24 protein-coding genes are annotated in these 25,989 nt (G+C 67.8%); 5 read left to right on the top strand and 19 right to left on the bottom strand.

Going from position 1 to position 25,989, the window contains the following annotated elements; genetic code table 11:
• Positions 1 to 12: 12 nt before the first annotated feature.
• The 11 genes from R8G01_19090 to R8G01_19040 form a co-directional block, all read right to left on the bottom strand.
• Positions 13 to 1,533, bottom strand: a complete 1,521-nt coding sequence (locus R8G01_19090; GenBank protein MDW3216111.1) for an NADH-quinone oxidoreductase subunit N — start codon at positions 1,531 to 1,533, stop codon at positions 13 to 15.
• Positions 1,530 to 3,131, bottom strand: coding sequence for an NADH-quinone oxidoreductase subunit M (locus R8G01_19085; GenBank protein ID MDW3216110.1), 1,602 nt, complete (start codon positions 3,129 to 3,131; stop codon positions 1,530 to 1,532). Before R8G01_19085 ends, R8G01_19090 begins: the two co-directional genes overlap by 4 nt.
• Positions 3,132 to 3,147: 16 nt before the next feature.
• Positions 3,148 to 5,571 (bottom strand): NADH-quinone oxidoreductase subunit L, encoded by a 2,424-nt coding sequence (locus R8G01_19080; protein MDW3216109.1) that lies wholly within the window; start codon positions 5,569 to 5,571, stop codon positions 3,148 to 3,150.
• A gap of 97 nt (positions 5,572 to 5,668) precedes the next feature.
• Positions 5,669 to 5,968: an NADH-quinone oxidoreductase subunit NuoK gene (gene nuoK / locus R8G01_19075; GenBank protein MDW3216108.1), complete on the bottom strand. Its 300-nt coding sequence runs from the start codon at positions 5,966 to 5,968 to the stop codon at positions 5,669 to 5,671.
• A 2-nt stretch (positions 5,969 to 5,970) separates the two neighbouring features.
• On the bottom strand, positions 5,971 to 6,501 hold the full coding sequence (locus tag R8G01_19070; GenBank protein MDW3216107.1) for an NADH-quinone oxidoreductase subunit J: 531 nt from the start codon (positions 6,499 to 6,501) through the stop codon (positions 5,971 to 5,973).
• Complete coding sequence (locus R8G01_19065) at positions 6,498 to 6,980, bottom strand: 4Fe-4S binding protein (protein ID MDW3216106.1); 483 nt, start codon at positions 6,978 to 6,980, stop codon at positions 6,498 to 6,500. Before R8G01_19065 ends, R8G01_19070 begins: the two co-directional genes overlap by 4 nt.
• A 5-nt stretch (positions 6,981 to 6,985) precedes the next feature.
• A complete protein-coding gene (locus R8G01_19060; protein MDW3216105.1) occupies positions 6,986 to 8,041 on the bottom strand; it encodes a complex I subunit 1 family protein in 1,056 nt (351 codons plus the stop codon).
• Positions 8,038 to 9,210: an NADH-quinone oxidoreductase subunit D 1 gene (locus R8G01_19055; protein MDW3216104.1), complete on the bottom strand. Its 1,173-nt coding sequence runs from the start codon at positions 9,208 to 9,210 to the stop codon at positions 8,038 to 8,040. The genes R8G01_19060 and R8G01_19055 overlap by 4 nt, the downstream gene beginning before the upstream one ends.
• Positions 9,207 to 10,280: an NADH-quinone oxidoreductase subunit C gene (locus R8G01_19050; GenBank protein MDW3216103.1), complete on the bottom strand. Its 1,074-nt coding sequence runs from the start codon at positions 10,278 to 10,280 to the stop codon at positions 9,207 to 9,209. Before R8G01_19050 ends, R8G01_19055 begins: the two co-directional genes overlap by 4 nt.
• The gene (locus tag R8G01_19045; protein ID MDW3216102.1) at positions 10,273 to 10,833 is read right to left on the bottom strand and encodes an NADH-quinone oxidoreductase subunit B family protein; all 561 of its coding nucleotides are present in this window, start codon (positions 10,831 to 10,833) and stop codon (positions 10,273 to 10,275) included. The genes R8G01_19050 and R8G01_19045 overlap by 8 nt, the downstream gene beginning before the upstream one ends.
• Positions 10,824 to 11,189, bottom strand: a complete 366-nt coding sequence (locus R8G01_19040) for an NADH-quinone oxidoreductase subunit A (GenBank protein ID MDW3216101.1) — start codon at positions 11,187 to 11,189, stop codon at positions 10,824 to 10,826. Before R8G01_19040 ends, R8G01_19045 begins: the two co-directional genes overlap by 10 nt.
• Before the next feature lie 262 nt (positions 11,190 to 11,451).
• Between R8G01_19040 and R8G01_19035 the strand changes: the two genes are divergently transcribed.
• The 3 genes from R8G01_19035 (at position 11,452) to R8G01_19025 (ending at position 14,524) form a co-directional block, all read left to right on the top strand.
• A complete protein-coding gene (locus tag R8G01_19035) occupies positions 11,452 to 12,873 on the top strand; it encodes a hypothetical protein (GenBank protein ID MDW3216100.1) in 1,422 nt (473 codons plus the stop codon).
• Positions 12,874 to 13,027: 154 nt separating this feature from the next.
• A complete protein-coding gene (locus R8G01_19030; GenBank protein ID MDW3216099.1) occupies positions 13,028 to 13,951 on the top strand; it encodes an acyl-ACP desaturase in 924 nt (307 codons plus the stop codon).
• Positions 13,952 to 13,960: 9 nt separating this feature from the next.
• Positions 13,961 to 14,524 (top strand): hypothetical protein, encoded by a 564-nt coding sequence (locus tag R8G01_19025; GenBank protein MDW3216098.1) that lies wholly within the window; start codon positions 13,961 to 13,963, stop codon positions 14,522 to 14,524.
• Between the two features lie 67 nt (positions 14,525 to 14,591).
• Here R8G01_19025 and R8G01_19020 read toward each other — a convergent pair whose 3' ends face one another.
• The 7 genes from R8G01_19020 to R8G01_18990 form a co-directional block, all read right to left on the bottom strand.
• The gene (locus tag R8G01_19020) at positions 14,592 to 17,600 is read right to left on the bottom strand and encodes a S8 family serine peptidase (GenBank protein ID MDW3216097.1); all 3,009 of its coding nucleotides are present in this window, start codon (positions 17,598 to 17,600) and stop codon (positions 14,592 to 14,594) included.
• A gap of 170 nt (positions 17,601 to 17,770) precedes the next feature.
• Complete coding sequence (locus R8G01_19015) at positions 17,771 to 18,430, bottom strand: response regulator transcription factor (protein MDW3216096.1); 660 nt, start codon at positions 18,428 to 18,430, stop codon at positions 17,771 to 17,773.
• Positions 18,427 to 19,761, bottom strand: a complete 1,335-nt coding sequence (locus R8G01_19010) for a histidine kinase (protein MDW3216095.1) — start codon at positions 19,759 to 19,761, stop codon at positions 18,427 to 18,429. The genes R8G01_19015 and R8G01_19010 overlap by 4 nt, the downstream gene beginning before the upstream one ends.
• Before the next feature lie 44 nt (positions 19,762 to 19,805).
• Positions 19,806 to 22,004, bottom strand: coding sequence for an ABC transporter permease (locus R8G01_19005; protein ID MDW3216094.1), 2,199 nt, complete (start codon positions 22,002 to 22,004; stop codon positions 19,806 to 19,808).
• Between the two features lie 8 nt (positions 22,005 to 22,012).
• Positions 22,013 to 22,762, bottom strand: a complete 750-nt coding sequence (locus R8G01_19000) for an ABC transporter ATP-binding protein (GenBank protein ID MDW3216093.1) — start codon at positions 22,760 to 22,762, stop codon at positions 22,013 to 22,015.
• A gap of 76 nt (positions 22,763 to 22,838) precedes the next feature.
• Positions 22,839 to 23,879 (bottom strand): CopD family protein, encoded by a 1,041-nt coding sequence (locus R8G01_18995; GenBank protein ID MDW3216092.1) that lies wholly within the window; start codon positions 23,877 to 23,879, stop codon positions 22,839 to 22,841.
• Entirely contained in the window at positions 23,879 to 24,541 is a 663-nt protein-coding gene (locus tag R8G01_18990; GenBank protein MDW3216091.1) for a copper resistance protein CopC, read from the bottom strand. The genes R8G01_18995 and R8G01_18990 overlap by 1 nt, the downstream gene beginning before the upstream one ends.
• Positions 24,542 to 24,582: 41 nt before the next feature.
• On the opposite strand from R8G01_18990, the gene R8G01_18985 reads away from it, so the two are divergent.
• Both R8G01_18985 and R8G01_18980 read left to right on the top strand, forming a co-directional pair.
• Positions 24,583 to 25,362 carry a class II aldolase/adducin family protein gene (locus R8G01_18985; GenBank protein MDW3216090.1) on the top strand — a complete coding sequence of 260 codons (780 nt, stop codon included), beginning with the start codon at positions 24,583 to 24,585 and terminating at the stop codon, positions 25,360 to 25,362.
• A 41-nt stretch (positions 25,363 to 25,403) separates the two neighbouring features.
• The gene (locus R8G01_18980; protein MDW3216089.1) at positions 25,404 to 25,673 is read left to right on the top strand and encodes a DUF4235 domain-containing protein; all 270 of its coding nucleotides are present in this window, start codon (positions 25,404 to 25,406) and stop codon (positions 25,671 to 25,673) included.
• On the opposite strand, the gene R8G01_18975 is transcribed toward R8G01_18980, so the two are convergent.
• Complete coding sequence (locus tag R8G01_18975; protein ID MDW3216088.1) at positions 25,660 to 25,959, bottom strand: hypothetical protein; 300 nt, start codon at positions 25,957 to 25,959, stop codon at positions 25,660 to 25,662. The genes R8G01_18980 and R8G01_18975 overlap by 14 nt on opposite strands.
• Positions 25,960 to 25,989: the final 30 nt, after the last annotated feature.

Here is a 25,989-nt window from a genome sequence, read left to right as displayed (position 1 = left end):
AACTCGCGATGGTCACGGTCCGAAGGCGCCGGTGAGGTCGCGCAGATCGGCGAACCGGAGCACGAGACCCGGCAGGATGCCGAGTACCACGGTGCCCGCGGCGCAGATGCCGAGTGCGGCCCAGATCGGCTGCGGTGTGGAGATCGGGGCGACGTCGCCGTCGGGCACCGGCTTCATCCACATCTCGCGCATGACCTTCATGTAGTACGCCGCGGAGACGACGGTGTTGACGGCGGCAACGATCGCCAGGGCGTACGCGGCGTCGTCGCCGGCGTCGATGAGGGTCTTGAACGCCTGGAGCTTGGCGATCCAGATACCGAACGGCGGGATGCCGGTGAGCGACGCCAGGAACAGCGTCATCAGCAGTGCGTGGGCCGGGGCGTAGCTGAGCAAGCCGCCGAACGACGAGATCTGGCCGCTGCCGGTCTTGCGGCTGACCGCCATGATCACCGCGAACGCACCGAGGTTCGAGAATGCGTAGATCAAGAGGTAGATGACGACCGACTTGAGTGCCGGATCGGCCGCGTCGCCGGATGCGATCACCGCGAGCGGCATCAGGATGAAGCCGCCCTGGCTGACCGACGAGTAGGCGAGCATGCGCACGATGTTGGTCTGACGGAGTGCGAGCACGTTGCCGACCGTCATCGTGAGGGCGGCCAGCACCCAGAGGAACGGCTCGTAAACGCCGTCGGCGGCGTACAGCGCCAGGAACAACATCGAGATCAGACCGACGAACCCGGCCGCCTTCGAGGCCACCGACAGGAACGCCGTGACGGGCAGCGGTGCACCCTCGTACGTGTCGGGCGCCCAGGTGTGGAACGGCACGGCCGAGACCTTGAAGCCGAACCCGACGATCACGAACACCACCGCGATGACCTGCATCGACGTGATCGGGTTGTCGGCGAGCGAGGCACCGATCTCGGTCAGCTTGGTCGTGCCGGTGGTGCCGTACAGGTACGACATGCCGTACAGGAGCACACCGGAGGCGAACACACCGAGCAGGTAGTACTTGACGCCCGCCTCGTTCGACTTCGGGTCACGCTTGCGCCACGCCGCCATCATGTAGGCGGGGATCGAGAGGAGTTCGAGGGCGACGAACACCGACACGAGATCGCGGCTCGATGCCATCATCACCATGCCGAGCACACTGACCAGGAGCAGCACGTAGAACTCACCCTGGTAGTAGCCGCCCTCTTCGAGTTCGGTCTGGCTCATCAGCACGATGACGTAACCGACCAACAGGAACAGCGCCTTGAGGATGAGCGAATACTCGTCGACGACGTAGCGATCGAAGAACATCGATCGGACCGGCGTGTCGCCGATGACGGCGAGGGTGACGACCGGGATGAACGCCCCGAGCATCACGAAGCCGGTGAGGGCGCCCATCATCCACTTCTTGGAATCTTCGAGCCAGAGGTCGATGAGGAGCACCAGGTTGATGCCGACGACCAGGACGAGCTCGGGCGCGAGCGCATGCCAATCGACATCGGGTCGGATCCAGTCCGACGCCTGGGCGAGGAGCGCGGCGATCACGGGATGCCGGCCCCCACCCGCTCGACGAGCTGGGTCACAGCCGGGTCCATCACCTTGAACATCAACTGCGGGTAGACACCGAACACGACGATGGCGACCAGGAACGGCGTCCAGGCGATCCACTCGACGATCGAGACGTCGTGGATCTCGTCGTTGTGGTCGTGATCGGCGTTGGCGGCGGCGCTCAGCGAGTGGGCGGGCGTGCCGTGCGACATGAACTCGGGGTTCGGCTCACCGAACGCCGTGCGCTGATAGAGCCAGAGCAGGTAGGCGGCGGCGAGCACGGTACCGAGGGCGGCGATGACGGTCAGCACCCGGAACAGGTCGACCTGGCCGCTGGAGAAGACGTCGGAGGGATTCCACGACGCCAGCAGCGCCGGGAACTCGCCCCAGAACCCGGCGAGACCGGGCAGTCCGAGCGACGCCATGGCGGCGAAACCGAGGATCCAGCCCATCCGGGGCATCTGGATCAACATGCCGGACAGCCGCTTGATCTCGAGCGTGTGGTACCGGTGCTTGACCGAGCCGGCGACGAAGAAGAGCATGCCGGTGATCAGACCGTGGGCGACCATGCCGAACAGTGCGGCGTTGATGCCGATCGGGGTCAGGGTCGAGATGCCGAGCATGACGAAGCCCATGTGGGCGACCGACGAGAACGCGATGAGGCGCTTCATGTCGGTCTGGGCCAGGCAGCCGAGGGCGCCGTAGATGATGCCGATGACGGCGAGGATCGCGATCGCGGGCGCCCAGGCCTTGGCCCCTTGCGGCAACATCGGGATCGCGATGCGCACGAAACCGTAGGTGCCGAGCTTCAGCAGGATCGCGGCCAGGATCACCGAACCCTGGGTCGGCGCCTGCGTGTGGGCGTCGGGCAGCCAGGTGTGGAACGGGAACATCGGCACCTTGACGGCGAACCCGACGAACATGCCGGCGAAGATCCAGATCTGCACGTCCTTGTCGATGAGGGCGCCGTTGGTCATCAGGTACTCGAAGCCGAAGCTCTCGCCACCGGCCTGGAAGAACAGCGCCAGGAACGCGACCAGCATGAGCGCCGAGCCGAACATGGTGTAGAGGAAGAACTTCAGCGAGGCGTACTGGCGATCCTCGCCGCCCCACACACCGATCATGAAGTACATCGGGAGCAGCACCAGCTCGAAGAACACGAAGAACAGGATCAGGTCCTGGGCGATGAACGATCCGGCCATGCCGACCTGGAGCACCAGCATGAGCATCAGGAACGCCTTGGGGTTCCCGATGTCGGGCATGTTGTCCCACGTGTAGATCGCGACCAGGAAGGTCACGACCATCGACAGGAAGTACAGCGGCAGGCTGATGCCGTCGAGTCCGATCGTGTAGTTCGACTTGATCACGCTGATCCAGGTCTCGTCGACCGCGAACTGCAGCTTCTCGGCCTGCCCGTAGTCGAACTGGATGAGCGTGTAGATGCCGACCAGCATCGTGACGCCCGCGGTCACGATGGCGATCTGCTTCTGCAGCCGCTCCTCCGCTCCCGGGGTGAACATCATGAGCAGCACACCCACGAGTGGGAGGAACGTGCCGACCGTGAGGAGCCAGTTGTCGTTGGTGAGAACTTCCATGGTTGCCTTTGGGCCCTTAGACGTTGGTGAGGATCAAGACGATGGCGCCGACCGCGGCGGCGCCGAACAGCAGCGCGCCGTACTGGTTGACCTTGCCGGACTGGACGGGTTGGAGGGCGTGACCACCTTCGCTGGCGGCCATGCCGGATGCGTTGACCGCGCCGTCGACCACCCGCTGGTCGATGTTGCGGTAGACCCAGTCACCGGTGCGCTTGCCGCTCCGGCCGGCACCGTTGACGACGCCGTCGATGACGTGCTGGTTGATCCAGTACGCCGCGTTGGAGATCGGGTGGGCGATGCCACGGACGATCACCTTCTCGTAGAGATGGTCGAGATAGAGCTTGTTGACCAGGAACGCGTGGAACGCCCCGATGGGCTTGCTGCGCTGGGTCAAACCGACCAGCGGCGAGAACAGGTTGCGTCGACGGCCGAAGACGGCCAGCGACAGCATGAGGCTGAGGCCGGCGCCGAGCGCGACCAGCGTGAGGCCGGGCCAGATGGCGGCGCTCCACATGAACGTCGGCGGTTCGGGCACCTTGAACTTGCCGGAGGCTTCGTAATGGAGCGCTTCGTCGCCCTCGGCCGACGCCATGGGGAAACCGGCCGACGCGAACTCGGTGATGTCGGCGGCTTCCTCGTCGTGGTCGCCTGGACTCTCTTCGCCACCCTCGTCGCCGTGGTCGATCGGCAGACCGATCGACGACTCGGTCTGGTTCTCGAACCAGTGGATGTTGAACGCCGGCGCGTTGAGGTAGCCGGAGCCAACCGCCAGGATCGCGAGGATCATGATCGGGACGGTGATCTTCCACGGCGAGTCGTGCGGCGCGAACGGCAACGGTTTGCCGTGTACGACGTGATGTTCGTCCGCATGGTCGTCGTGGCCGTGGTCGTCGCCATGGCCGGTGTGGATGGCCGCTCCGTCGGTGGCGTCGGGCAGATGAGCCTCGGCGTGTTCGGCGTCGTCGGCGTGCGCCGAGTGCTCGTCGTGACCCGCTCCGTGATCGACGCCCATGAAGTGTGCGGCGGCGCCGCGGGGCTCACCAAACCAGGTGAGATACGTCGCACGGACCATGTAGGCCGCCGTCATACCGGCGCCGACGACGGAGAGGATCCAGAGCGTCGTGTACTCGTAGTGCTTGGCCGAGTCGATGATCTCGTCCTTGGAGAAGAAGCCAGAGAACAGCGGGACACCTGCCAGCGCAGCGGTCGCGACGATCCACGACCAGAACGACACCGGCATCTTGCGCCACAGGCCGCCCATGTCCTTCTTCATGTCGAAGCTGTGATGGCTCGCCGTGTGGCTGATCGAGCCCGCGATCAGGAACAGGCAGCACTTGAAGAACGCGTGCGTGACGATGTGGAACACGGCACCCGTCCAGGCGCCGACGCCGAGACCCAACATCATGTAGCCGAGCTGCGACACGGTGGAGTACGCCAGCACCTTCTTGATGTCGTCTTGGACGAACGCCAGGGCGGCAGCGACCACCAGCGTGACGGCGCCGATGACGGCGACCAGGTTGAACGACTGGCCGACGGCATTGATCTCGAGGCCGACATGGAACACCGGGTAGATGCGGGCCACCAGGAAGACGCCGGCGACGACCATCGTCGAACTGTGCAGCAGCGACGACACCGGCGTCGGGCCCGCCATGGCGTCGGGCAACCAGGTGTGCAGTGGGAACTGACCCGACTTGCCGATGCAGGCGATGAACAGGGCCACCGCCGCCCACATGAGCAGCGACTTGCTCTCGAACTCACCGGCGGCGGCGAGCTCGTTGATGCCCTGGATGTCGAGGGTTCCGAAGATGCCGAGCAGCATCGCGGTGCCGACCAGGAGACCGACGTCACCGACGCGGACGGTCCAGAACGCTTTGAGCGCAGCCTCGCTGTTGGCCCGTTCTTCCCACCAGTGCCCGATCAGCATGAACGAGCACAGGCCCATGATCTCCCACCCCAGGATGAGTTGGACCATGTTCGGTGCGATGACCATCGCCAACATGCCGGCGGAGAACAGCGTGAGGGCAGCGAAGAAGTGCGTGTAGCGACGATCGCCCTTGACGTACTCGGTGGAGTAGATCTGCACCAACGTGGAGATGAAGGTGACCAGTAGCAGAATCATGACGGACAGGCCGTCGATCTGCTGACCGATCCCGAATTCGATGCCGCCCGACTGCCACCACACGACCTGGCGGATCACGGCTTCGTCGGTCTGGTCGGAAACGGCGCCGATCCACTCGAACGCGGCGCCGGCCGCGATCACGAGAGATGCGGTCATGCTGGCGATGCCGACCTCGCTGCCGCCGCGCGGGAGGCGCTTGCCGAAGAAGATGATGACGAAGAACGCGATCGCCGGGATGACCGGGATCAACCACGCGTTCTCGAGGAACCAGCCTGATGCGACACCGCCGGCGTGGGCGGCTTCTTCTACTGCGAGCAACATCAGCCCTCTTCTCCTCGGGGGCTGCGCCCCCGGCACCCCATCGGTGCCCGGCTCGCTGGCGCTCGCTCGACCACAGGGACTCCCTCGCTGCGCTCGCTCATCCCTTCATCTCCGACAGTTCATCGAGTGCGATCGAGCGGCGGTTGCGGTAGATCATCAGCACCATGCCGAGGCCGACGCCGACCTCGGCGGCGGCGATGGCGACGACGAAGAGGGCGAAGATGTGCCCGTCGATGTCGTCGTTCATCAGTGCGAACGCGATCAGGTTGAGGTTGACCGAGTTGAGGATCAACTCGATCGACATCAGCACCATCACGGCGTTCTTGCGGGCGATGACACCGAACACGCCGATGCTGAACAGGGCCGCGCTCAGGAGCAAGAAGTTGACAGCCAGCATGGTCAGTCCTTGCGAGCCAGGACGATGGAGCCGATGGCGGCGGCGAGCAGGACGAACGACAGTGCGATCAACGGAACGAGATAGTCGCCGAGATAGCCGTCGGAGATGCGCTGCGTGCTGGTGGCGATCCGGTCGCCGGGCAGGTCGCTGATCACGTCGTCGCGGTACTGGTCGATGACGACCCAGGCGAACATGCCGAACAGCAGGAGCGCGACCGGGATGCCGACGCCCCATCCCTTGTTGTTCAGGTCGGTCTCCTGCCCGATCGTGGCCCGGGTCAGCATGATGCCGAACAGGAACAAGACCATGACCGCGCCGATGTAGACCAAGATCTGCGACACGGCGACGAACTCCGCCGCGGCGAGGATGTACTGGGCGGCGACGCCGCCGAGCACCACGACCAGCCACAGGGCGGCGTGCACGACGTTCTTGGTGGTGACGACCCGCAACGCGCCCCACAGCATCATCGCGGCGATGATGTAGAACCCGACGTTCTGCGCGACGTTGATGTCGGCGGCGAGGACGGCACTCACTTCGTCTGTGCTCCTGCTTCGAGCGCCGGCGCCTCTGGCACCGTCTCCATCCACTCGCCCAGCTTGGTCTTGTCGTGCAGCAGATCGGCGATGCGCGGCTCGGAGTACTCGTATTCGGGGCTCCAGAACAGCGCGTCGAACGGGCAGACCTCGACGCAGATACCGCAGTACATGCAGAGCGCGTAGTCGATGTCGAACCGGTCGAGGTGGTTGACCTGGCGCGGCTTGCCGCCGGCGCGGCGAGGCGGGGCGAGCTGCTTGTGGGCCTCGATGTAGATGCACCAGTCAGGACACGAGCGCGAGCACAGCATGCACGCCGTGCAGTTGTCGTTGTGCAGCGCGATCACGCCGCGTGCCCGGGTGGGCGGCGTCTCCTTGGCGTGCGGGTACTGGACGGTGTTGGCACCGTCCTTGGCCGTGCGCGCCATGGTGCCCATGGTGATGCCGAGGCCTTTGATGAGTCCGGGAAGCTTGGGCATGGTCGTTACACCGCGACTTTCAGGATCGACGTGACCACGATGTTGGCGAGCGACACGGGGATCAGCACCTTCCAGGCGAAACGCTGGAGCTGATCTTCGCGGAACCGCGGGTAGGTGAAGCGCACCCACATGATGATGCCGACGAGCGCCATCATCTTCGACATCATGATGATCGGACCGACGACGTTCATCCAGTTGTCGACGGAGTCGATGCCGGTCCATCCGAACCAGCTGAACGGGACGCCCCAGCCGCCGAGGAACAGCACCGAGGCGATGAAGGCGAACACGCCGGCGGTGGCGAACTCGGCGATGAAGAACATCAGGAACCGGAAGCCGGAGTACTCGGTCATGTACCCCGACACGAGTTCGGACTCGGCGATCGGCATGTCGAACGGCGGCTGCGTCAGCTCGGCCTGCACGGCGATCATGAAGACCACGAAGCCGACGAACTGGGTGATCACGAACGGGTTGCCGATCCAGTCGAGCCCGAAGATCTCCTGGGTGTTCTGGGCGACGACGATCTGCTGGAGATTCATCGAGCCGGCCTGGATGACGACACCGACGACGGCCAGCACCATGGGCAGCTCGTACGCGATCAACTGGCCACCGGCACGGAGACCACCGAGGAGCGAGTACTTGTTGGCACTCGACCAACCGGCGACGAGGATGCCGATCACCGAGACCGAACCGATCGCGAGCGCGTAGAACACGCCGGCGGAGAAGTTGGTGAAGAGCGCGTCGGGACCGAACGGCACGACGACGATCAGGAGGAACGTCGACACCAGCACGATGATCGGTGCGATCTTGAAGATCTTGGCGTCGGCGTTCTCGGGGATGATGTCTTCCTTCTGCAGCCACTTGCCGACCTCGGCGATGAGCTGCATCGAGCCGTACGGCCCGGCCTCCATCGGACCGAGACGGCTCTGCATGAACGACATCATCTTGAACAGGAAGAGGTAGACGATGCCACCGGCAGGCAGCAGCACCGCGACGATGCCACCGAGCACGCGCAGGAGCGACTGGCCCCAGTAGGGCACCTCGACAGCGAGTTGGGCGATCACCGGTCGATGTCTCCGAGGATGAAGTAGAGGCTGGCGAGGATCGTGATGATGTCGGGGACGTAGACGCCCTTGAGTACCCACGGGGTGATCGAGATGTTGTTGAAGCTCGCGGAACGGATCTTGACGCGGAACGGGCCGAGATCGCCTTTGCTGACCACGTAGTAGCCCATCTCACCGAGCGGGTTCTCGGTCGACACCCAGGCCTCGCCCTCGGGCACCTTGATGATGCGCGGCACCTTGGCCATGACCGGGCCGGCGGGGATGTCGTCGATCAACTGCTCGACGATCTTGCACGATTCGCGGGTCTCCTGGAGGCGGACCCAGCAGCGGGCCCACGAGTCACCGTCGGGGTGCGTCCAGACCTTCCAGTCGGCCTTGTTCCAGACCATCGGCAGATCCTGGTCGCGACGCAGGTCCCAGTCGACGCCGGAGGCACGCAGGTTGGCGCCCGACAGCCCGTACGACTTGGCGACGTCGGCGGGGATCACGCCGATGCCACGGGTCCGGGACTGGAAGATCTCGTTGCCGAACAGCAGGTCTTCCATCTCGTCGCAGAAGCCACGGAGCTTGCGCATGACCTGACGGGTCTCGTCGACCCAGCCCTTCGGCAGGTCGTCCTTGAGGCCGCCGATCCGGTCGAAGTTGGGGTGGAAGCGGCCGCCGGTGGCGCCTTCGATCAGGTTGAGCACGTACTCGCGGTCGCGGAAGGCGAGGAACACGGGCGTCACGGCGCCGAGCTGGACGCCGAGGTCGCCGAGGAACAGACCGACGTTCGCGATCCGGCTCAGCTCGAACAGGATCGTGCGGATGTACTGGGCGCGGGGTGGCGCCTCGATCTCCATCAGCTTCTCGGCGGCGAGGATGAAGGGGACCTCGTTGGCGAAACTGCCCAGCCAGTCGATGCGGTTGATCAGCGTGGTGACCTGCGGGAACGTGCGAACCTCGGTCAGCTTCTCGTAGCCGCGGTGCATGTATCCGGCGACCGGCTCGGCCCACACGACCTGCTCGCCGTCGAGGCGGGCGATGATGCGCAAGGTGCCGTGCGTGGCCGGGTGCTGCGGCCCGATGTTGAGGGTCATGCCCTCGGTCTCGAGTTCGACGTTGAGTCGGGCATCGGCGGCCTGACCGGCGATGTAGGAGAGCTGCTGACGCTCGTTCAGCATCGTCATGAGGCGCTCGATTCGTTGGTGTCGCCGCCGGTGAGTCCGTCGGGATGCTCCTCGGTGGCAGGCCCCGGGGTCGGCGCCTCGGCATCGGCGTCGGTCGACTCGGTCGTCGTGCCGGGCTCGAGGTCGGCCTCGACGGAACCGTCGGCGCCCGGCCGCTCGTCGCCCGAGCCTGCGGTGTCGTCCGAGGGAGCGTCGGGAGCCGACGTCGGCTCGACGGCGTCGGGCGTCGCGTCGGCGGCAGCCACGGCGTCGCCCGTCGCAGCGGCATCGGCGTCGGCCGCGGGCGCGGCGACGTCGTCGGTCGGCGGCGTGTCGACAACCGTTGCGCTCGCCGACTCGTCGGTGTCGCTACTCGGCGCGTCGGCGTCGGCGGACGACTCGGTCGCCGCCTCGACGGCGTCGCCGGCGGCGGTGTCGTCGGCCTTGGGGGCCTCGGGCTCGTCGAAGTCGGGCATCGGTTCGACGTCGACGATGCCCGGCCACGGCTTGACCATGCGCGACAGCAGCGGGAAGTCCTTCCGCAGCGGGAACCCTTCGAACTCGCCGGGCAGGTAGAGGTTGCGGAGGTCGGGGTGGCCGTCGAAGCCGATCCCGAACATCTCGTGGGTCTCGCGCTCGTGCCAGTTCGCGCCGGCGAACAACGGGATCCAGGTCGGCATCGTGAGCGAGTCGGGCACGTCGGCCTTGATCGTGACGCCCACGTGACGCTCGATGTCGGTGAGTCGGGCGATCAACTGGAATCGGCTCTCGCCGCCGGCGTACCCCTGCCTGATCTCGGTGTCGGGCTCGGTCGGCTCGGCGTCGGGGTCGTCTTCGCCCTTGCCGTACGGCGACGGCATCCAGTCCATGGCGGACAGGAAACAGAAGTAGTCGAAACCCTGAGCTTTGAGGGACTGGCCGGCGAAGGTCCAGGCCTCGGGGGCGACGCGCACCCACAGGTCGTCCTGCGGCAGGAGGTGGGTGTCGATCAATTGGTCGCCGAGGTCGGCGCGCAGCGCGTCGACGACGCCCTCGCGCAGGCCGTCACCGGGCAACGCCGGCGCTTCGTCCTGCGTGTCGGTCTCACTCAATCGGGCCACCCCCGACGACGATCGGCTCGGCCGATTCGATGGCGGCGGTCTTCTGCAGCGAGGTGTACTCGTCGCCGCGCCACTTGGCCGCCATGTCTTCGTGCTTGATCCGCTGCTGCAGCAGGACGATACCTTCGAGCAGCGCCTCCGGCCGGGGCGGGCAGCCGGGCACGTAGATGTCGACCGGGATGATCTGGTCGACGCCCTTGGTGACCGAGTACGAGTCCCAGTACGGGCCACCGCAGTTGGCGCACGACCCCATCGAGATCACGTACTTCGGCTCGGGCATCTGCTCGTAGAGGCGCTTGACGGCCGGTGCCATCTTGTCGGTCACGGTGCCGGACACGACGACGAGGTCGGCCTGGCGCGGGCTCGCTGGCAACGGGATCACGCCGAGGCGCATCACGTCGTAGCGAGGGGACGCGAAGGCCGCACCCATCTCGATCGCGCAGCACGCGAGGCCCCACTGGTACACCCACATCGAGTACGAGCGGCCCATGTTGAAGAGCTTCGTGAGCGGAGCCGGCATGCGGCCCTTGTCGACTAGACCCATCGGAGGAGTCCTCGTTTCCAGGCGTAGACGAGACCATCGAGCAGCAGCACGATGAACACGAGCATGGCGATCAGACCGAACCAGCCGTATCGCTCCATCGACGTCGCCCACGGGAAGATGAAGACGGCCTCGACGTCGAAGATGACGAACAGCAACGCGAACACGTAGTAGCGGATCTGGCTCTGTGACCAGCCCATACCGACCGGATCGACGCCCGATTCGTACGCGATCAGCTTCTGCGCGTTGGGGCGCGACGGCCTGACCGCGGCAGCGAGACCGAGGAGTAGACCGCCGAGGACGATGGCCGCGAGGCCGAACCAGACGATGGTGAGGTAATCGCGAAGAAACAGCGACATCGAGCAGCGAGGCTACCAGGGGTTGTGAAGCGGTTCCCAAACCCTCCGACGTCGAAATTCTCCCGCGCTCGGATCACGAGCGCACGAACAGAAGTGGCGGGTCGGGAAGATTTTCCGTCCGAACCAATCCACCTCCTTCGCGACTCCGAATCACGACCATCCCGGTTCCGGCGCGACCGCCGTCGTTCCCAGCGACGGGCCGTTCCAGCCGAGGGCCGGTGGGCAACCACCCGAGAACCATGACCCCAGGAGGACATCTTCAATGACCGACCAACTCAACCCCGACACCACCGTCGAGACGACCGAGGAACGGGGTGGGATCAACCGTCGACGGATGTTCCTGGCCGGCGCGGGCCTCGCCGGTGCGGCCGTGATCACCAAGGCCTCGACCGCGAGTGCAGCCGACGGCGACAACGTCGTCCTGGGTGCCGACGCATCGGACGGCGGCGTCAACGAGTCCTCCTCCACCACCGAGATCGTGAACTCGGGGACCTCGTCCGACCGGTCGAACAACGCCATCAAGGGCACGCTCTCGAACGCCGACAACAACAGCCATGCCGTGCTGGGCGTGACCGAGGGCGAGGGTCACGCGATCGCCGGCGTGGTCAACAACACGACCGATGACGCCGTCGCCGCGACCTGGGGACGACACTTCGGGCCGGCCGCGGCCACCGAAGGCCAGAGCCTGGCCGAGAACCAGCCGATCGCCGGACCGGCGAACGGCGTCAAGGGCATCGTCGAGATGCCGACCAACGGCTCGCACGCCGTGCTCGGCATCACCAACGGTGGGGGCCACGCCGTCGCCGGCGACACCCCCGCCGACGCCGCCGGAGCCGACGGCGAGGGCAACAACACCGTCGCCGCCACCTGGGGTCGCCACGGCGGCCTCGGTGCCGGCGTCGGCGGCGTGAACACCGCCACCGACGTCCCGCTCGCCGGACCCGCCCGCGGCGTCGAAGGCATCGTCCTCGACGCCACCAACGGCTCACACGCCGTCTACGGCGAAGCGCGCGGTGCCGGCCACTCCGTCGCCGGCGACACCCCCGCCGACGCACCGAACACCGTCGCCGCCACGTGGGGCCGCCATCGGGGCGCCGGTGCCGGTATCGGCGGCATCTCCGTCGGCGGCTACGGCGGCGAGTTCGTCGGCGGCAAGGCCTCGGCCCGACTCATTCCGAGTGACGACGTGGCCGTCGGTGCGCCGCAGGACGAGATGCACCTCGTCGGCGAGCTGTTCGTCGACGGCGCCGGGGACCTGTACTACAACACCGCCGACGGCGCGAACTTCACGAAGCTGAACGGCGGCGGCACCGTGATGCTGTGGGACTCGCAGCGCGCCTACGACTCGCGGGCCGGCGAGGCGCCCGCCGGCCAGAAGGGTCGCCACGCCGCCGGAGAGGTCCGCGAGATCGACCTCACCGAGTTCACCGACCTGCCGGCCAACGCGTCGGGGGCGATCATCAACATCACGGTCGCCGACACCGACGCACTCGGCTACGCGCTCGTCTTCAACGGCGACACCCCCGACAGCCCGACCCCGGTCGGGTCGAGCATCAACTGGGTCGATGCCGGCGAGTTCGTCGCCAACGGCATCACCGTGGCGCTGAGCTCCACGGGCACCGTGAAGGCGTACACCGAGAAGGCCACCGACGTCGTGATCGACGTCGTCGCCTACATCAGCTGACGTCACCCCTCCAGTGAGCCGCAGGGCCGGCCGTCTCGTCGACGGCCGGCCCTGCCGATGTCGCACCATCACCCGATGGAGCGATTGGTGAGAACTTCGCGAATTCGCACGCTCCCGGGCTACCTACTGGTCGGTAGGCAGCTACCATGACACCGTGCTGGACTCGACCAAACTCCTCGCCGAACTCGAACCGACCGTCGAGCAACTGCTCGAACGCCACCTCGCTGCGTCGAAGGAATGGTTCCCCCACGAACACGTCCCCTACGGCCGAGGTCGCGACCCGATCGCCGGGGAGACCTGGTCCGAGGCCGACGCCGATCTCGCCGGGCACACGATCGACGACGCGGTCCGTTCGTCGCTGCTCGTCAATCTGCTGACCGAGGACAACCTCCCCTACTACTTCCGCACGGTCGAAGGGCTGTTCGGCGCCGACGGGCCGTGGGGCACGTGGGTACGTCGATGGACGGCCGAGGAAGGCCGCCACGCGATGGCGATCTACGGCTACCTGATGGCCACCCGGGCGATCGACCCGCACCACCTCGAGCGCTGCCGCATGGCGCAGGTGTCGCTCGGCGAGACGCCCGACCCGGCCACGCTGCAGCACGGCTTCATCTACCTCGCCCTCCAAGAGCTCGCCACCCGTATCGCGCACCGGTCGACCGGCCGCATGATGGGCGACCCCGCCGGCTACGACGTGATGATGCGCGTCGCCGGCGACGAGAACCTGCACCAGCTCTTCTACCGCGATCTCGCCGCCGCCGCGATCGAGGTCGACCCCGACGGCATGGTCGTCGCGATGGAAGCGGAGGTCCGCAACTTCGCGATGCCGGGCACCGGCATCCCCGGTTTCATCGAACACGCCAAGAAGATCGCGGCCGCCGGCATCTACGACCTCACGGTGCACCACGAGCAGATCCTCGTCCCGGTCGTGCTGCGCACCTGGAACGTCGAGAGCATCGAAGGCCTCGGCCAGGAAGGTGAAGAGGCGCGCGAGCGACTCATGAAGCGCATGGCCAAGAGCGAGAAGGTCGCCAAGCGCCTCGCCGAGCGACGAGAAGCCGCACTCGCTTCGGTGTAGACCATCGTGATGGCACCCACGCCGTCCCGCCGGTCCACCACACGCCGTCTCCGACTCTGGCCCCTGCTGGCCACGGTGGCGATCGTCGCCTGCGGCGGCGACTCGACCTCGTCGCCCTCGTCGACCTCGTCGTCCAGCGGCACCCCGCCGACGCCGACCGAGGCTCCGCCGAGTTCGACATCCGCACCGGTCGTGTCGTCGACCGACGCGACGACCACACCGCCCGCGACCACCCCGCCCGCGACCACCCCGGCGACCAGCACCCCGGAGGACCCGATGACGACCGACGCCCCCGTCCCCGACGACGTGATCGCGAGCGACGTCGTCCAAGCTGCCATCGACGACCTCGTCGAGCGGACCGGCGCCGACCGGTCGGCGATCGAGGTGGCGAGCGTCGACGAGGTCGAATGGCCCGACGGCAGCCTCGGTTGCCCGCAGCCGGGCATGTCGTACACGCAGGCCATCGTGAACGGAACCAAGATCGTGCTCCGCCTCGACGGGTTCCCGTACGACTACCACCAGGGCGGCTCACGCCCCGTCTTCTACTGCCCGCCCGGCGACGTCTCGCGCTGATCCCGGACGCGGCGAAGGGGCGCCGAAGCGCCCCTTCGCCGTCGACCGCAGGGCGGCCGGGGTGGAATCAGCCGTCGACGGCCACCAGCGTCAGGCCGGCGAGGCCGTCGTCGGTGGTGTGTGACACCGCACCGAGGTAGTTCCCCGATGCCAGGTCGGACGGCCAGCTGACCTCGACCGTGCCGACGGTGCCGAGCTCAGCCGACGCCGGAGCGCTCACGATGTCGAGCGAACCGGTGTTGGCCTCCAACGGCACGGCGAACGTGTCGAAGGTGTAGTCGGCCGATGCCGGCGGGACCTCGCCCGGTGTGCCGATACCCCAGCCGTGGATGAAGATGTAGTACGTACCGTCGGGGGGCAACAGGATGTCGACCGTCTCGTTGGTGCCGCCGTTGCCGGACGAGCCGACGAGCGTCAGGTCCGGGCCGTACACGAACAGGTCGAGGTCGGTGTCCGGGTTGGCGACCGGCGGCACGTGGATCCGCAGGAACGCCGCATCGGTGACGTCGACGGTGTGGAGCGTCGCGCCGACACCCTGGTCGGCCGGGCTGAACGTCTGGTCGTCGTCCTGGAACACCGTGCCGCTCTGGGTCGCTGCAGCTGCCAGACCGTGGGCAGCCGCCGTGTACGACCCCGTGTACCCGAAGTCGATGTCGAACGACGTGCCCCCGGCGGCGATCGTGCCGGACACCTCGCTCGGTGCGGCCAGCGTCACGCCACGAACGGCGATCGGCGACCGGGCCGAGTAGGCCTTGCCCTTGCCACGGGTCTGCTCGACGAGCGTCATCGAACCGAACGCCCACTCCCCGACCGGAGCCGAGTCGTTGGTGATCGTGATCTGGAACGTGGCCGACTTCTTGGCCGGGACGTGGATGATCGCCGGTGAGACCGTGACCGAGTACCCGGCGGGTGCGTCGACTTCGGCGGCGAACTTCAGCGCCCGGCCGGACACGTTGGAGATCGTGCGGACGACCGTCTGCGAACCGGCGAGTTCGCCGATGCCGATCGAGGCCTGGTTGAAGTCGCTGGGATCGGACGGGACACCAACTCCTTCGAGGAACGCACAGTCACCCGACGAGAAGATGCCGAGGTCGGCACCGCACGAATAGCCGGCGTACTCGAACAACCCGGCGTCGTAGACGATGCCCGGGTTGAAGAGCGAGTTCTCGGCCCATGCGGCACCGCTCGGGTCGACGTGACCGGCCCCCATGTCGAACGGGTCGGCCGGCGTGGCGCCGTCTTCCTTCAAGACGTCGGTGTACGCAGTCGTCATCAGCGCCGACTTCACCGCGGCCGGCGACCAGTCGGGATGCGCCTGATCGATCAGGGCCATGAGACCGGCGACATGCGGGGACGACATCGAGGTACCGGAGATCGACTGGTACAGCTGCCCGGGGGCACCCGCGGTGGGCGTCGGCGTGTTGCCGGCGAGGATGTTCACACCGGGCGCGGTGACGTCCGGCTTGATGATGTCGCTCGACAGCAGGTTCTCGCCTCGTGACGAGAACGCAGCCATCCACGGGGCATCGATCGTCGTGTACTCGCCGGCGCCGATCTCGGCGACCGCGGCGGCACCCTCGTCGTCGATGTACGTCTTGACGGCCGAGCCGTCGGTGAAGTTGATGTGCACCGACGGCACCCAGTGGTTGTCGGTCACCTCGCTGTCGGCGTCGAACGTGTTGAACAGCACCATGCCGGCACCGCCGGCCTCGTAGACGGCCAGCGACTTGTCGATGCGGGCGACCGCACCACGCTGACACAGCACGATCTTGCCGGCGACGTCCTCGCTGAACCCTTCGCCGAGGAGGCAGAGCGGGTTACCGAGGTCTTCGGCGTCGACGAGCGGGGCCTCGTCGGTCCCACCGGTGATCGAAGCGCCGAAGTACGACGCTCCGTCGCCGAGGGTGACGGAACCTTCGAACGTCCGACTGTGCGTCGAGGCGCCGACGGTCGTGAGCCACGGGACCGACGACGGTGAGCCGAGGGTCGCTGCGTCGGGGCCGGAGTTGCCCGCAGAGGTCGCCACGTGCACACCGGCATCGGCGGCGAACATGAACGCCACATCGTCGGGTCCGATCGCGAACGAGGTCGAGCCGATCGAGTAGTTGATGACGTCGACGCCGTCGGCGACGGCCTGGTCGATCGCGCCGGCGAGGTCGGAGCCGTAACCGCCGAGCGTGCCGAGTGCCTTGTAGGCAACGACGTGGGCGCGCGGGGCGACACCGGTGACGCTGCCGCGGTCGACGCCGAACACCGACGCCGCGACGTCGGCGTTGCCGGCGGCCGTGGTGGCGGTGTGCGTACCGTGGCCGTCTTCGTCGCGAGCCGAGTCGTACTCGACGTCGGTGAGACCGGAGAGCGCGAGGTAGGTCGGCATCATGTGACGGGCGCCGATGAGCTTGTTGTTGCAGCTGAACGCGTCGTCGGTGAGCCCGTCGGCGAGGTGGTCGTCGCCACCACCGAAGTCGCACGCCGGGAAGACGTTGCCCTGATCGTCGGTGACCTCGGAGAGGCTGATCGGCGGAGCCGAATAGCTGCCGTCGTCGGCGACACTCGGGTGCTCGGGCCAGATGCCCGAGTCGATCACGCCGACGACGACACCGTCGCCGTCGTAGCCGAGGTCGTAGATGCCGCCGGCGTCGTCGAGTCCGAGGAAGTCGGCGGACTCGTCGGTGGTGAGCTGCCGCAGTTCGTCGGGAGCAACGAATGCGACGCCCTTCTGCAGCGCGACCGCGACGGCCTCGTCGTGACTCATCACGGCCGAGAATCCGTTGACGGCGTTGGTGAAGCTCTGGACCTTGCGGTTCGCGTCGACGCCGGCCCGCTCGAGGGTCTTGGCGTGACCGCGAGCGATCGCCGCACCCTTCTTCTTCGCCGCCTTCGAGTTGAGTTCGCCCTGGGCGAACTCGCCCAGCAACGGGTCGGCCTGCATGACGACCACGTAGCTGCCGCTCGTGCTCGTCTCGACGACCGGTGCGGCGGTGACCGCGGCGGGGGATGACTGCGCGACACCGACGGGGATGGCCGTGGCCACACCCAGTGCCGCAGCCAACAGGATTGACCGCTTCCTACTCATTGACTCCCTTTCGATGTGTGGACAACACGGGGTGAAACAAACGTTCCATCCACCCGTGGAGGGCCGAACCTAACATCCGCCCACCCACCGGGTTCAAGACCTCACGCGTCAAGTCTGTGTCAGATCCCGGCGAGCTCGTCACCCGTCAGGACGGCATGAAACGTGTGATATCAGGCGCGCAGAAAGGTCAGGACGGCCATGACCCGACGGTGGTTGCCGTCCTCGGGGTCGAGACCGAGCTTCATGAACACGTTGGAGATGTGCTTCTCGACCGCTCCGTTCGACACGACGAGCCGCTCCGCGATCCCGCCGTTGGAGAGCCCTTCGGCCATCAGGTTCAACACTTCACGTTCGCGCGGCGTCAGCCGATCGAGCTCGCCGGTCTTGCGCGACCGCCCCAGGATCTGACTGATCACCTCGGCGTCGACCGCACTGCCACCGGCCGCGACGCGACGCAGCGATGCGAGGAAGTCCTGGACGTCGATCACGCGGTCCTTCAGCAGGTAGCCCACCCCGGCGACGTCACCGGCCAGCAGTTCGCCGGCATAGCGCTCCTCGACGTACTGCGACAGCACGAGCACGGCGATGTCCGGATGGCGGCGGCGGATCTCGACCGCCGCCTTCAGACCTTCGTCGGTGTGGGTCGGCGGCATCCGCACGTCGACGAGGCACAGGTCCGGTTCGTGCTCGGTCACGGCGTCGAGCAGCGCGTCGGCGTCACCGACCGCGGCGACCACGTCGATGCCGTCGTCGGTCAGGAGGCGCACCACCCCGTCGCGGAGCAGCACGGAGTCGTCGGCGACGACGGCACGGATCCGGTCGGCGGTCATGTTCGTGGGATCTCCGCGATCAGGGTGGTGGGACCACCGGAGGGTGACGTGATCGTGAGGCTCCCGTCGACCGCGTTGACGCGGGCTCGGATGCCGGCGATCCCGGTCCCCCGGCTCGCGTCGACGCCGCCGATGCCGTCGTCGTGGATCGTGACACGCACGTTGGCCGCGACCTTGGCGACGTGGACGGAGGCGACACGCGCCTGCGCGTGCTTGAGCACGTTGGCGATCGCTTCGTTGGCGACGAAGTAGACGGTCTCGCCCACGTCGGTCGACAGGTCGAGATCGGGGTCGACCTGCACCGAGATCGGGATCGACGAACCGCTGACGACCGCCGACAGCGCGGCGTCGATCCCGCGGTCTTCGAGGATGGCCGGGTGCAGCCCGCGCCCGAGCTGGCGGAGTTCGCCGATCGATCCCTGTACCTTCGAACGGGCGTTCCCGATCAGTTCCTTCGCCCGGTCGGGATGCTGCTCGATCTGCTGCTCGGCCATGCCGAGGTCGAGGCCGATCGCGACGAGTTGCTGCTGCACCCCGTCGTGGAGGTTGCGCTCGATCCGGCGCCGCTCGCTCGCGACCGCGTCGAGGATGTCGGAGCGCTGTGACGACAGCAGGCTGACCCGCTCCTCGGCGAGCGCCAGACGATCGGTGCCGACGAACCAGCCGGCGATCTGCGCCTTGATCCCCGCCATCCAGATCGCGACCCGAGGGATCGCGCCGGCGAAGAACGCGGCGAGTGGCAACGCCAGGATGCCGGTCGTCCCGACTCCGAGGTCGGAGCCGATGCCGAAGTCGAGTCCGAAGACGAGGACATCGCCGAACAGCACCTGGGTCACGAACGAGAACGGGAAGCTCCCGAACGCGAACAGCACCGGCGCGATGACGACGTTGGCGGCGATGAACCCGGCCTGCCGCCACCGCACCTCGTCGGTGAGCGCTCGCAGCGGCGCCGTGATCCGCGACCCCTCGAGGGTGGCCGTCGGCCGCATCTCGATCCGGTGTCCGGCGAGCGCGGCCAGGGATCGCTCGAGCTTGACGAAGACCTCGATCAACAGGAATGTCGGGACGATCAGCAGGAGTCCGACGACGACGAAGCTGAGCCCGAAGGTGAGCGCCGCCGCCGCCATCATGAATCCGAACAGGAACGGCGAGACCAGGGCGCCGGCGAACAGGTAGACGAGCGCCATCCATCCCTCTCGTTCGGTCAGCGGACGGAACCAGCGTTCGGCGAGGTCCTTCGCCCGATCCCAGTCGAAGTCGAACCCGTCGCCGCTGCCACCCGAATCGGGCGGTGGGGCCGCCGGAGAAGGCGGCGGTGGGAGATCGCTCACCGACACAGTGTCGCGCTCCGGCGTCCGGTCCGTCGCAGAGGTGGTCACGCCGCGCTCCGCAACGTCACCGTGACCGGACGCCGGGTCGCCGTCCGGACGATGCTCAGCGAGAGCGCGACGAGGGCGACGAACGACCCCGCCACGATGACCGGGATCGAGCCGACGGCATCGACGACGCCGATGTCGATCGCATTGCTCGACTCGAACGAAGCGATGATGCCACGGTTCCCGAGCGCCCCGAGCCCGAGTCCACCGACGATGCCGAGCGTCGCGATCGGGACGAGTTCGCGGATCACGAGGCCACGGAGTCGCCGCTTGCGCGCCCCGATCGCCTGGAGCGCCGCGAGTTCGTGGCGACGTTCGTAGAGGCTGACCGTCATCGACGACATCACGGCCAGTGCGGCGACACCGCCGACGATCACCCCGATCGCACCGAAGATGTAGACGATCGCGTCACGGCCGGCCTTGTCGTCCGCTGCCAGATCGGCAGCGGTGTTCGTCCGAACGGCGGCGCCCCACGCCACGTCGGGGTCGGCCCGGTCGGACCAGACCGTGTTGGCGTGTCCTGGCATGCCGAGATCGGCGGCGAGCACGTCCCGATCGACGTAGATCGCTCTGCCGTGGTCGTCGGACATCCCGACGACGTCGAAGCTCGTCGGGCCGGCCGCCAACTCGAGCGTGACGGTGTCCCCGACCCCGATCGAGTTGCGCGACGCGAAGCCGGCGCTGATCACCGCTTCGCGGGTGTCGGAACGCAGCCACGTCCCGTCGCTGATCATGGGGTCGAAGAACTCGGTGTCGTTCGACAGACCGAACACGTCGACCTCCCACGCTTCGATCTCACCGTCGATCCAGATGCCGGCTTCGGCGCCGGTCCGGTCGTCGACGATCGACCGATCGAATGGCAGACCGGCATCGCGAGCGATCGTGAGTGACTCCCACGACCACGGGGCGTACGCCGCGGTGTTGAAGCCGTTGACGGACGCCGTGAGGCTGACGATGAGGAACGCCGCACCGACGGCGGCCGAGATCTGGGCCACGACGGACGCGGTGTGCGCCGGCCGGTGCACCGACGCCCGCGTGGCGAGCCGGCCGAAGAGACCGCCCGTCGGGATCCTGGTCACCAGGCGGTGGGCCCGGTTGCGCCCGAACGGACGACCGTCGCGGTCGCGGAGCGCTTCGGCGAGCGGGAGCTTGACCACCTTGCGGGCCGCACGAGCGGCCACGAGGCGGGCGCCGACGAGTGCGCCGACAGCACTGAGGGCGACGACCCGCCAGTCGACGGCGATCGCCGGGGTGACCCCGACGAACTCCTCGAGCACCATCCGCGCGATCAGGTTGCTGATGACGATGCCGAGCGGCAGACCGACGAGGAGTGCGATACCGGTGATCCCCAGCGCGATCCGACGCAGGCGCCGGCGCAGCTGACGGCTGCGGCCGCCGAGGGCTCGCATCACCGCGACTTCGCGGGTGCGTTCGGTGATCAGCGTGTTGGTGGTCGAGGCGAGCAGCACGAGTGCGACGAGACCGGCGAAGACGCCGAGCAGGCCGATCAGCGAGCTGACCTGGCTGATGTCCTGGTCGATCGGCGTCGAGCCGTCGGGCATCATGACCGGAAAGGTCGTGTAGGTGTCGCCGGCGGGGTCGAGCTCGGCGCGAATCGCACCGGAGATCGTTCGCAGCGAGGCTTCGTCATCGTCGACGGCGGTCACGACCAATCGGTTCGTGCCACCCCCGACCGTGAGCGCGGTCACCGTGGCGACCGGCGCGTACAGCACGTCGCTGTCCGACCACCACAGTGTGCCACCGTGACCGACGACCTCGTACGGCACACCGTTGGCGGTGACGACGGAGCCGATCGCTCCCATCGACGGGGAGGTGACGACCTCGTCGGGAGCGGCCGGCAGCCGACCGGCGATCAACTGGACCCGGTCCATCGTCTGCGTCTCGAAGTCGAGACCGATCATCCGGGTGAGGAATCCGTCGTCCATGCGAACCGCCAGCGTCGATTGCGCCTCGGCCCGCTCGACGCCGTCGAGCCCGTTGATCCGGACGAGCTGTTTCGAATCCAGCGGCGTGGTGTCGACCACGATGTCGGCGAGGCCGTCGCGCTCGGCGGCGTCATCCAGCGTTCCTCCCGCCACGGTCGGGATCGCCAGCACACCGATCGCACCGACCGCCAGGGCGAGCGCGAAGATGCTCGCCGTGATGCGGCCGGGAGCCCGCCGGAACTGTCGGAGCATGGAGCGCATCACACACCTGCCTTGGTGACGTTCGACGCAACCGCACCGTCGATCATCGAGATCGTCCGGTCGGCGGCCCCGGCGAGTGTGAGGTCGTGCGTGATGAACACCACCGTGGTCCCGGACTTCGCCGCGCCGGTCAGGAGCTCGAACACGGCGTGCCCGTTCGCCTGGTCGAGCGCGCCGGTCGGCTCGTCGGCGACGATCAGCGGTGGCTGCGTCACCATCGCGCGGGCGATCCCGACGCGCTGCTGCTCACCACCGCTCATCTGAGCCGGGAGCTTTCGGGCATGACCGCCGAGGCCGACCCGGTCGAGCGCCGCCCTGGCGGCCGACCGGCGAAGACGCCGTCCTGCGCCGGCGCCGCTCAGCTCGATCGCGAGCTCGACGTTCTCGGCGGCGGTGAGGGTGGGCAGCAGGTGGAAATCCTGGAACACGATGCCGACGTGGCGACCGCGCCAGGCCGCGAGCTGGTCGGTCTTCATCCGGTCGATACGGGTGCCGTCGACGACGAGCGACCCCGACGTCGGGCGGTCGATCCCGGCGAGCAGCGCACCGAGGGTGCTCTTGCCGGAACCGGACGGTCCGATGACGGCCACGACCTCGCCACGATGGATCGTGAGGTCGACCCCGCCGACGCCGATCTGGGCGGCACTGCCCTTGCCCCAGACACGGGTGAGGTCGTGGGCCTCAATGAGGGCGGTCCCGACGGCGGAGGGCGCCGCCGGGACGGCGGTGATGACAGACGTTGCGTGCATGCCTCCATCGTGCTGATCGCGTTCGTCCGGCGACATGGAGCACCCCGGCGGATCCGGGGTGGGGTTATCCCCCGCCTCAGTTGATCGACGCGCTCGTGAGGAACACCGTCACGGCGACGACGAGGGCCAACAGCGCCACCTCGACGCCGATGGTCGCGACGGCCCGACGCTCCATCGCCCGGGCGGATCGTGCCGCCTCGAGGGCCGGCACGACGACGAAGTGGTTGTAGGCGCCGAACAGCGTCGTCGCCCCGACCGCTGCCACCTTGACGATCAGCAGGCGGCCCCACTCGGTGCCGGTCAGGTCGTCGAAGCCGTCGATGACCATCAGGGTCATCAGCGAACCGGCGAGCGTCGCCATGACCAGTGCACCGGCGGCGACCGACGAGAAACGGACGACCATCGGAGCGACCGAGGAACCTCGCCGCAGCAGGGCCACGACGCACAGCCCGACGAGACCGCCGAACCAGACGCCGCCGGCGGTGACGTGGACGAGGTCGACGACGGCGTGCACCACCCGAGGGCCGCGCGACACGGTGTGGCCGTCGAACCAGAACGACACCACGCCGACGGCGGCGCCGACGATGCCGAACGCCGATGCCGAGGCCGGAACCCACCGGACGTCACCGTCGGGCCCGAGGGTCGGCTGGTCATCCGGCCGGTCGCTGAGCACCTCGTGGTGTTCGTCATGGTGTTCGTCATGGTGTGCGTCCTGGTGAGCGTCGTGGTGTTCGTCGACGGGGACGGTGTGGTCGAACAACCCGAGCACGACGAGCAGGCCGCCGAGCAGACGGACCATCGGCGCGGCGCCCGTGTCGTCGGTCAACGCGTCCGACCACGACAGACCGCCGATCGACGCCACGCCCGCGAGTTCGACCGCGGCACCGAGCACGGTCATCCCACCGGCGACGGCGACGGCGCGGAGGAGGACCGCGACCTCGGCCCGACTCCCCCGATGCACGACCGCGAGGAACACGAGCAGGCCGACGACCAGCGTCACCCCGAAGAGCGAACCGAACAGGCCGACCCGCTGCAGCAGCTCGCCCCTGTCGGAGGACGACGCATCGTTCAGGAAGTCGTCGAGTGGCGTCGACCCGACGACGGCGATGCCGCGCATCACGTCGAGGTGCGTGACCTGACGAGCAGGAAGCCGCCGGCCGCCAGGGCGACCACGGCTGCGAGGGCCACCACGATGCCGTTGCCGGATCCACCGTCGTCGTCGACCACATCGACCACGTCGTCGATCGGCTGCGTGGTGGCCGCGCTCGGCGTGGTCTGGTCGACGCCATCGGACGTGGAGGGAGGTGCCGTCGTCGGCGGCGTGGTGGGCGCGTCGGTGACCGGCGTCGTCACGAGCGTGGTGCTCGACTCGGTGGTCGGAGGCACCGTCGTCGGTACGGGTGCGTCGACGTTGAACACGAAGTTGCCGGTGAGCACATGACCGTCCTCGGCGCGCACCTCGTACTTCACCGCGACCGTGCCACCGGCGAGCGGCGGGTCGAACTGCAACCGGAAAACGGCGTCGTCGTCGGTGACGGCGAACGGTTCGAGTTCGTTGTTCTGGGGGTCGAGCACGGCGAACCCGTTGCCGATGAGCGTGACCGGCGTGGTGAAGGCGACCGTGATCTCGCGCACCGGCTCACCGACCGACGCCCCGTCGGTCGGCAGCGAGTAGTCGAAGTCGGTGTGCGCCTCGGCGAGCCCCGGGGAGAACACCGATCCGATCAGCGCCGCGATCGCCACGGTGAGCAGGAGACGGAACGGGTGCCGGGCGGCCATGCGGCAACTGTACCGACGGGTGCGGCCCGTACGATGGCGGTGTGAACTCGCACCCGCCGTTGGCTCCGGCCGACTTCGAACCGGTCATCGACGACCTCGTCGAGCTCCGCCGACACCGGCAGCGACGTCTCGCTCTGGCGTACCGCCTGTTCGGTGCGTACCACTGGGGCGAACAGGGCGACGGCCACATCACGGCTCGTGACCCCGAGCGCACCGACAGCTTCTGGTTGTTGCGCTACGGCGTGCCGTTCAGCCACGCGACGGTCGGCGATCTCCTGCTCGTCGGCCCCGACGGCTCCGTCATCGAGGGCCGTGGCGAGATCAACTCGACCGCCTTCTACATCCACATGCCGGTGCACGAGGCGCGTCCCGACGTCGTGTGCGCGGCCCACACGCACACCGGCTACGGGACGCCCTGGTCGGCGCACGGGCAGCCGTTCCGCACCATCTGCCAGGAAGCGGTCGCCTTCCACGGTGACCACGCCGTGTTCGCCGACGGTGAGGTCGATGTCCAGTCGACCGACGGCGGCAAGCGGATCGCGGCGGCGCTGGGCGACACCAAGCTCGCGATCCTCCGCGCCCACGGCCTCCTGACCGTCGGCGGCAGCATCGACGAGGCGATCGGGTGGTTCCTGATGGCCGAGCGGGTCGCCGAGGTCCACGTGAAGGCGGCCGGCGCCGAACCGATCAGCGATGACGACGCCGAGCGGTGCAAGGTCTCGATCGCCGACCCGACCCAAGGATGGAAGTCGTTCAACTGGGCGATCCGCTCACGAATCCCCGACCCGACCGTCGTCGACCGGCCGATCGGGACCGACTGACCCGTCGTTTCGGGGTGGCCGCGGCCGGGTACCGCCGTGGCATGGAATCGTTCAGCTGGAAAGCCCTGAGTCTGGTGACGGGCGCCGCCGCCGCCATCGCCGTCCGCAACCTGCTGAGCACGATGTGGCCGGGCAGTAATCAACCCCCGCTGAACCCTGCCGACCGGCGCATCAACTGGACCGACGCGCTCGCGTGGGGCGTCGCATCGGGCATCGGCGCCGGTCTCGCCCGCGTGGTGTCGAAGCGCACCGCTGCGGCAGCGTGGGAGAAGGCGACGGGCAACCCGCCGCCGGGCATCAAGCCGGCCTGACCTCGTCCGCACGCCACTCGGCCGGTGACGGATCGAGGGCCACGACGTCGGCGCCGAGCGGAGCAGGCCATGCTTCGGGGCCCTGAGCAGCCGACCGGGTGAACGCCGTGACGACGAGTTCGGCCAGTTCACCGAGCTGCTCGACCTTGACGGGCGTCGCCGCCACGCACCGGTCGCCGTCCCACTGCGAGAAGACCATCAGCCGCCGGCCGTCGTGCCAGGTGACCCGCAGGAACTCGTCAGCACCCAGCGCCTGCGGCACGAGCACACGACGACGATCCGACATGCACCCACGATGCCCGACGGCACGGGGTCC

The sequence above is a fragment of the Ilumatobacteraceae bacterium genome (genome assembly GCA_033344875.1).
Classification (GTDB): domain Bacteria; phylum Actinomycetota; class Acidimicrobiia; order Acidimicrobiales; family Ilumatobacteraceae; genus Ilumatobacter.
Note: the sequence above shows the minus strand (reverse complement) of the source record. Positions and strands in the feature narration are given on the sequence as shown.